This is a genomic window from Elioraea sp. Yellowstone (assembly GCF_006704265.1).
GTDB lineage: Bacteria > Pseudomonadota > Alphaproteobacteria > Acetobacterales > Acetobacteraceae > Elioraea.
Map to the genome: position 1 here is coordinate 1 of NZ_VIKA01000154.1, position 7,052 is coordinate 7,052.

General features: G+C 71.7%; 8 protein-coding genes and 1 pseudogene. 5 read left to right on the forward strand and 4 right to left on the reverse strand.

Features of this window, described 5'->3' with window-relative positions; genetic code table 11:
* The first annotated feature begins 290 nt into the window (after positions 1-290).
* From FK498_RS15935 to FK498_RS15945, 3 genes are read left to right on the forward strand one after another with little or no spacing between them, the layout of a single operon-like run.
* Positions 291-1,499: an amino acid ABC transporter permease gene (locus tag FK498_RS15935; RefSeq protein WP_141856264.1), complete on the forward strand. Its 1,209-nt coding sequence runs from the start codon at positions 291-293 to the stop codon at positions 1,497-1,499.
* Positions 1,500-1,503: 4 nt separating this feature from the next.
* Complete coding sequence (locus FK498_RS15940) at positions 1,504-2,661, forward strand: amino acid ABC transporter permease (protein WP_141856266.1); 1,158 nt, start codon at positions 1,504-1,506, stop codon at positions 2,659-2,661.
* Between the two features lie 39 nt (positions 2,662-2,700).
* Positions 2,701-3,483, forward strand: a complete 783-nt coding sequence (locus tag FK498_RS15945) for an amino acid ABC transporter ATP-binding protein (protein WP_304598720.1) — start codon at positions 2,701-2,703, stop codon at positions 3,481-3,483.
* Between the two features lie 156 nt (positions 3,484-3,639).
* Here the strand turns inward: FK498_RS15945 and FK498_RS15950 are convergent, their stop codons facing one another.
* The gene (locus FK498_RS15950; RefSeq protein WP_161988448.1) at positions 3,640-3,918 is read right to left on the reverse strand and encodes a PepSY domain-containing protein; all 279 of its coding nucleotides are present in this window, start codon (positions 3,916-3,918) and stop codon (positions 3,640-3,642) included.
* Between the two features lie 305 nt (positions 3,919-4,223).
* On the opposite strand from FK498_RS15950, the gene FK498_RS15955 reads away from it, so the two are divergent.
* Together FK498_RS15955 and FK498_RS15960 are read left to right on the forward strand one after the other, a co-directional pair.
* The gene (locus tag FK498_RS15955) at positions 4,224-4,796 is read left to right on the forward strand and encodes a sigma-70 family RNA polymerase sigma factor (RefSeq protein WP_141856270.1); all 573 of its coding nucleotides are present in this window, start codon (positions 4,224-4,226) and stop codon (positions 4,794-4,796) included.
* A gap of 5 nt (positions 4,797-4,801) precedes the next feature.
* Complete coding sequence (locus tag FK498_RS15960; protein ID WP_141856272.1) at positions 4,802-5,467, forward strand: NrsF family protein; 666 nt, start codon at positions 4,802-4,804, stop codon at positions 5,465-5,467.
* Between the two features lie 60 nt (positions 5,468-5,527).
* Here the strand turns inward: FK498_RS15960 and FK498_RS15965 are convergent, their stop codons facing one another.
* The 3 genes and pseudogenes from FK498_RS15965 to FK498_RS15975 all read right to left on the reverse strand — a co-directional run.
* Positions 5,528-6,451, reverse strand: coding sequence for a hypothetical protein (locus tag FK498_RS15965; protein ID WP_141856274.1), 924 nt, complete (start codon positions 6,449-6,451; stop codon positions 5,528-5,530).
* 79 nt (positions 6,452-6,530) lie between these two features.
* Positions 6,531-6,803: an acylphosphatase gene (locus FK498_RS15970; protein WP_141856277.1), complete on the reverse strand. Its 273-nt coding sequence runs from the start codon at positions 6,801-6,803 to the stop codon at positions 6,531-6,533.
* Positions 6,800-7,052: pseudogene (locus tag FK498_RS15975) on the reverse strand (chaperone, ATP12); the annotation flags it as partial. The gene FK498_RS15970 and the pseudogene FK498_RS15975, both read right to left, overlap by 4 nt.

Consider the following 7,052-nt stretch of genomic DNA (forward strand, 5'->3'; position numbering starts at 1 on the left):
GGGCGAGCGCGTGCGCGGCCGTGCGCGCGGCGCGCGCCATCGCGGCGAAGAGGGCGGCCGGGTCGGCGGCCCGGGCGGTCATGACGTTCATGGCGGCACCCTAGCCGAAGCCCGGCCGCCCCGGAACCGTCACCGCAACCGTTGATCCGGGCGCAACTCTGCCCCAGGCTAGGGGCCGCGCTGCGGCGCGGCCGCCGCCGAGCGTGGCCGCACCGGGGAGCGCCGACAGGGAGCGAGGATCGAGGGTTGACGACCGGGACCGTTCGCGCCGACCCAGCGACGCGCCACTGATGCCGCAGGACGCGCTCGCCGCCGACCCGCGCTACGGCAGGACCGCGCCGCGCCGCGGCCTGACCCTGTCGTGGCGCGACCCGACGATGCGCAGCATCGTCTGGCAGATCGTCATCATCGGCCTGGTCGGCTTCGCGGTCTGGTGGCTGGTCGCCAACACCATGCGCAACCTCGAGGTGCGCAAGATCGCCACCGGCTTCGGCTTCCTCTCGCGCGAGGCGGGGCTGCCGATCGGCGAGAGCATGATCCCCTATTCGCCGGCGGATACCTATGCGCGCGCTCTGCTGGTCGGCGTCCTGAACACGCTGCGCGTGTCGCTGATCGGCATCGTGCTCGCGACCGTGCTGGGCACGCTGATCGGCATCGCGCGGCTGTCGCACAACTGGCTGCTGGCGCGGCTCGCCGGGATCTATGTCGAGCTGCTGCGCGACCTGCCGCTCCTGCTGCAGCTCCTGTTCTGGTACGCCCTGATGCAGGGCCTGCCCGGACCGCGCCAGGCGCTCAACCCCTTCGGCTCGGTCTTTCTCTCCAACCGCGGCATCAAGTTCCCCTGGCTCGTCTGGGAGGAGGCGCACACCGCCGCCCTGCTCGCGCTGGCCGCCGGGATCGCGGGCACGGTGCTGCTCGCGCGCCGGTTCACCGCCCGCCAGATGGCGACCGGCCAGCGCCCGCGCCTCTGGCCGTGGGGGCTTGCGCTGATGGTCGGGCTGCCGGCGGCGGTCTGGGCGGCGATGGGCGCGCCCTTCACGATCGACGCGCCGGAGCTGCGCGGCTTCAACTTCCGCGGCGGCGGCACGATCACGCCGGAGTTCGCCGCGCTGCTGCTCGGCCTCGTGCTCTACACGGCGGCCTTCATCGCCGAGATCGTGCGCGCGGGCATCCTCGCCGTGCACACCGGCCAGTGGGAGGCGGCCGGCGCCCTGGGGCTCTCGCGCGGCGAGCAGCTCCGCCTGATCATCCTGCCGCAGGCGCTGCGCGTGATCATCCCGCCGATGACCAGCCAGTACCTGAACATCACGAAGAACTCGTCGCTGGCGGTGGCGATCGGCTACCAGGACATCGTCTCGATCGCGAACACGACCCTGAACCAGACCGGCCAGGCGATCGAGGGGATCGCCATCATCATGGCGGTCTACCTGACCATCAGCCTGTCGATCAGCGTGTTCATGAACTGGTACAATGCCAGGATCGCGCTGAAGGAGCGGTGAGACGATGACCCCGCCTCCCGCCCATACCACGACCGCCGAGGCGATCGCGGCAGCGGACGACCGGGTGCGCCGCCCGCCGGCGATGTCCGTCGGCCCGGTCGGATGGCTGCGCGCCAACCTGTTCTCGTCCTGGCTGAACACCGCGGTCACGCTGGTGCTCGCCTATCTCGTCGTCTCCTGGACGCTCGGGCTGATCTCCTGGGGCGTGATCAACGCGATCTGGGAGGTGCCCGGCAGCGGCGCGCAGGTCGACACCTCCGCCTGCCGTGCGGCCCGCGGCGAGGGCGCATGCTGGGCGCTGATCGGCGAGAAGTACCGCTTCATCCTGTTCGGCCTCTACCCGTTCGAGGAGCAGTGGCGACCCGCGCTCGTCGTCGCGATCTTCGTCGCCCTCTACGTCGTCTCGGCGATGCGCCGTTTCTGGAACCGCTGGCTCGGCCTGATCTGGCTCGTCGCGCTGGCGGCGATCGGCGTGCTGATGTGGGGTGGGGTGTTCGGGCTCCGCTTCGTCGAGCAGGAGCGCTGGGGTGGGCTGCCGATCACGCTGATCCTCTCGACCTTCGGCATCGCCTTCGCCTTCCCGCTCTCGATCCTGGTGGCACTCGGGCGGCGGCAGACCTCGATGCCGGCGGTCAGGGCGCTCTGCGTCGTCTATATCGAGCTGATCCGCGGCGTGCCGCTGATCAGCCTCCTGTTCATGGCCTCGGTGATGTTCCCGCTGTTCCTGCCCGAGGGCATGAACATCGACAAGCTCCTGCGCGCGCAGGTGGCGATCATCCTGTTCGCCGCCGCCTATCTCGCCGAGGTGGTGCGCGGCGGACTGCAGGCGCTGCCCAAGGGCCAGTACGAGGCGGCGGACGCGCTCGGCCTCTCCTACTGGCAGAAGACCGGCTTCATCGTGCTGCCGCAGGCGCTGCGGATGGTGATCCCGCCGCTCGTCAACACCTTCATCGGCATGTTCAAGGACACTTCGCTGGTGCTGATCATCGGCATCTTCGACCTCCTGAACACCGCCAAGACCTCGATCATCGAGCCCGCCTGGCAGGGCTTCGGGGTCGAGGCCTACCTGTTCGTGGCCGCGATCTACTTCGTGTTCTGCTTCGCGATGTCGAAATACAGCCAGGACCTGGAGAGCGAGTTCAACCGTCACCGCCGGCGCTGAGCGTCGCAGAGGATCGGGAGAGGGATGATGCGAGAGGCCATGGCGAGGTCGGAGACGACGGTGCGCAGCGGCATCGCGGCCGGCGCCAAGCCGATGATCCAGCTGATCAACGTCAACAAGTGGTTCGGCGCGCTGCACGTCCTGCGCGACGTCAACCTGACTGTGGCCGAGCGCGAACGCGTGGTGGTCTGCGGCCCCTCGGGCTCGGGCAAGTCGACCATGATCCGCTGCATCAACCGGCTGGAGAGCCACCAGGAGGGGCAGATCATCGTCGACGGCATCGAGCTCACCGACGATCTCAAGAACATCGACGCCATCCGCCGCGAGGTCGGCATGGTGTTCCAGTCGTTCAACCTGTTCCCGCACCTCACCATCCTCGAGAACTGCACGCTCGCGCCGATCTGGGTGCGCAAGATGCCGAAGAGGGAGGCCGAAGCGCTGGCGATGGAGTACCTGACGCGGGTGCGCATCCCTGAGCAGGCGCAGAAGTATCCCGGCCAGCTCTCGGGCGGCCAGCAGCAGCGCGTGGCGATCGCGCGCGCACTCTGCATGCGGCCGAAGATCATGCTGTTCGACGAGCCGACCTCCGCGCTCGATCCGGAGATGATCAAAGAGGTGCTGGACGTGATGGTGGAGCTCGCCGAGTCGGGCATGACCATGGTGGTGGTGACGCACGAGATGGGCTTCGCGCGCACGGTCGCCGACCGGGTGGTGTTCATGGATCGCGGCGAGGTGGTGGAGGTCGGCCCGCCGGGCGAGTTCTTCGCCAACCCGAAGAGCGAGCGGCTGAAGACCTTCCTCAGTCAGATCCTCGGTCACTGAGCGGCCTGGACGCGAGCCTCCCCACGCACCATCGTCGACAGTCCGGCCTTCCACGGTCGGGCATTGCGTCGGTTTCGCGCGCGGCCGCCTCACCAGCCTCGCGCGCGCCATCCTCGGCACAATGGCAAGGCGGTCAGCCTGTTGTGCTTCCGACCATCAATCGTCCCGCTCCACCCGCAGCACGCGCCCCGTGCGCGGGTCGATCCGTATCTCGATCTCGCGCCCGTTGGCGCTGCGCCCCTCGATGTCCCAGCGCCCGTCGTCGCACTCGAGATCCTCGACCAGCGCCACCCCGGCCTCGCGCGCGATCGCGATCGCACGCTCGGCGCGCACCTCGGCACGATCGCAGCGATCGTCGGCCACGACCGGAGAGGCGGTTCCCAGGATCGCCGCGGCCATCGCGGCCGGCGCAGCCATCACGCTCCAGCGCATCATCATTCCTCCGCTTTGCACGGCTCCGTCACGGGAAGGCGTCACGGCCGTGCGTCCTTGAAAGATGCCTGCCCGTCTGATACCAGCCCGTCGAAAGTTTGACCTTCGGCGGGCTGGTATGGGGTCATGTTCGCGCGCGGCCGCCCCACCAACCCCGCGCGCGATACCCTCCGCACAAAGGTCGAGCCTTTGTGCGGAGGGTATGACAATAGAAGCGCCTTGCCGCAGGGCAACCGCCGCCTCGGCGCGATGCGACCGTCCGGGCCTCGTCTGTGCCGGTCGCGAAGACGGCAGGGGATGGTCCCGTCATGGCGACATCGCCCATCCGACGCGACGACCACTGGTCGGCCCTGATGGCGGCAGCCCAGGACGGCGACCGGCACGCCTATGAGCGGCTCCTGCGCGAGATCGTGCCGTTCCTCCGGGCGGTGGCGCGGCGGCGCCTGCGCGGGGAGGCCGATGTCGAGGATGCGGTCCAGGATGCGCTGCTGACCATCCACCAGATCCGCCACAGCTACGATCCGGCCCGGCCGATCCGCCCCTGGCTCGGCGCGATCGCCGAGCGCCGCGCGCTCGACCGGGTCCGCAGCGTCGCCCGGCGCGCCGGGCGCGAGGCGGCACTGACCGACCTCCATCACGAAACCTTGCAGGGCGCGCCGACGAACGAAGGGGAGAGCCGTCTCCAGGCCCGGGACGTCCGGGCCGCGGTGGCGGGGCTTCCCCCGGGGCAGCGCCAGGCCATCGAGCTCCTCAAGCTTCGGGAGATGAGCCTGGCGGAGGCATCGGCGCGAACGGGACAGTCGGTCACGGCCCTGAAGGTCGCGACCCACCGGGCGATCCTGGCGCTCAGGCGCCACGTGATCGGTGGCGAGAGGGACTGAGCGAGGTGCGGACGGAGGATCTGCTCGCGGCGATGGTGGCGGATGCGACGCCGGTGAAGCGGCTGCGGCCGCCGCTGATGCGGGCCGCCCTCTGGCTCGGCCTGTCGGTGCTGGCGATCGCGGCCGTGGTCGGCGTGGCGGGGTTCCGACCGGACCTGGCCGAGCGCCTCGACCGGTCCTGGGAGGTGGCGCAGCTCGCCGCCGCCGGCGCGACCGGCGCGCTCGCCGCGGTCGCGGCGTTCCATCTCGCCCTGCCCGACCGGTCGGACGCCTGGGCCCTCCTCCCGCTGCCGGGCTTCGCGCTCTGGGTGGCAAGCCTCGGCTGGGGCTGTGTGGCGGACTTCGTCCGGCTCGGGCCGGAGGGGCTGGCGCTCGGCACCTCCTGGGGCTGCCTCGGCTTCATCCTCGGGCTTTCGGTGCCGCTCGGCGGCGCGATGCTGGTCGCGCTGCGCCATGCCGCGCCGATCCGTCCGGTGCCCACTGCGGCGACCGGCGTGCTCTCGGTGGCGATGCTCGCCTCGGTCGGCCTGTCGCTGGTGCACCATCTCGATGCGGCGGTGATGGTGCTGGTCTGGCATGTCGGCGCGGTGCTGGTGGCGGTCGCGCTCAGCGCCGGACTGTCGCGCCCCACCTTCCGCGCGGCGCGCCGCCTGTCCGCGGCCTTCGCCTGATCCCTCCCTGCGCGCCACGGCGAGCGGGGCACGGCTTGCGGCAGCGCGCGGGACAGGCCGTCAGAACCGGTAGCAGGACTGCAGGGCCGAACGGATCGAGGCGGTGGAGCCGCGCAGCGAGATCGTGCCCTGGCGCACGCCGTTGATCGCGACCACCGCCTCGCTGTCGCGCCCGGCGAGCAGTTGCGGCAGGCGTGAGCGGCGGAGATCGGCGTACCAGACGTTCTGCCCGCCGCCCGGCTGCTGGCCGATCGGATGGTCGAGCCGTCCGAGCGAGGGGAACAGGAAGGTGACGGTCGCCCGACTCACGCTCGGCCGGCCGCGCAGCGCCAGCGCCACCACCGGGACATCGTTGAAGCAGAGCAGCGAGAGCGAATGGATCACCCCCGGTCCGGCGACGGTCGCGACCGGGCTGCGCCCGGCCACCGGCCGGAGCGACCAGTCGCTCGGCGAGGGTGGCGCGGGCGGTCGGGCGGTCGCCGTTGGTGCGGGCGCGGCCTCGGGCGATGCCGCCTGCGGGCGGGAGGCCGCGCCGAGAGCGGCGAGCTCGCGGCCGTTCCAGGCATAGCGCCGGGTGCAGCCCTCGGCGCCGATGCCGCCGCGGCGGCACATCGCCCCATGCAGCGCCACCTCGACCGCCGGCGGCGAACCCGGGATCAGGCTCCAGCCCTGCACGTGGCCGAAGGGCTGGGCGCGATGTCCGGACGGGCCCGAGACGAACGCCACCAGCGGGCAGCCGGCCGAGCCGCAGAAGAACGACCAGGCATTGGCGCATTCGAGGTGCTGGAAGTCGAGCAGGTAGTCCTCGACGCCGTCGCCGTTCAGGTCGGCGCCGGTCTGGTAGCCGGGCTTCAGCGAGGGTGTGCCGCCGGCGCCCCGGCAGTCCTGCATCGCCGACTGCGTCGCCTGCGCCACCGCCGCAGGCTGCGCCGCAGCGGGCGCGGCAGCCAGAAGCGCCAGCACCGCCAGGATCATCCCTCGCATTGTCCTCTCCCCGGCGCACCGACCGCCCATCCGGTCGTTGCGGAACTGTCGGCCGATCCGCCGTCGACGGCAAGGCCGATCAATCGCGCTGGCGGAAGCCCGCCACGGTGGCCTCGCCCGGCGCCTCGATCACCTCGACGCCGCTCACGCGCGCGATCGCCGGTCCGCGCCGGAGCGCCTCGATGAACGCCGCCACCGCCTCGTCCTCGCCCGCGGCGAGCGCCTCCACGCGCCCGTCCGGCAGGTTGCGCACCCAGCCGTCCACCCCCAGCCGGTCGGCCTGGCGCTGCGCGAAGGCGCGGAAGCCCACCCCCTGGACGCGGCCGGAGACGAACAGCCGCACCGTCCTCATGCCACCCGCTCCGGCTGGTCGAGGGCGAGGATGCGCGCGGCCAGCCTGACATCGGCGGCGATCGCGGCCAGCCGCGCCGCCGCCTCGGCATCCTGGCCCCACTCCTCGGCCTGGAACGCCTCGTCGAGCGTGGCCAGAGCATGCGCCTCCTCGGGGCCGATCCGCCGCTCGGCGAGGGCGAGGCCGAGCACCAGCGAGCCGAGGGCCGGCACCGCCACGCCGAGTGCCGCGAGCGCGACCGGGCTGCGG

Excerpts from the sequence above, each read along its gene's own strand:
- FK498_RS15970 (WP_141856277.1), bottom strand. The coding sequence starts at position 6,803 with ATGAGGACGGTGCGGCTGTTCGTCTCCGGCCGCGTCCAGGGGGTGGGC.
- FK498_RS15950 (WP_161988448.1), bottom strand. The coding sequence starts at position 3,918 with ATGATGCGCTGGAGCGTGATGGCTGCGCCGGCCGCGATGGCCGCGGCG.
- FK498_RS15945 (WP_304598720.1), top strand. The coding sequence starts at position 2,701 with ATGGCGAGGTCGGAGACGACGGTGCGCAGCGGCATCGCGGCCGGCGCC.
- FK498_RS15940 (WP_141856266.1), top strand. The coding sequence starts at position 1,504 with ATGACCCCGCCTCCCGCCCATACCACGACCGCCGAGGCGATCGCGGCA.
- FK498_RS15965 (WP_141856274.1), bottom strand. The coding sequence starts at position 6,451 with ATGCGAGGGATGATCCTGGCGGTGCTGGCGCTTCTGGCTGCCGCGCCC.
- FK498_RS15955 (WP_141856270.1), top strand. The coding sequence starts at position 4,224 with ATGGCGACATCGCCCATCCGACGCGACGACCACTGGTCGGCCCTGATG.
- FK498_RS15935 (WP_141856264.1), top strand. The coding sequence starts at position 291 with ATGCCGCAGGACGCGCTCGCCGCCGACCCGCGCTACGGCAGGACCGCG.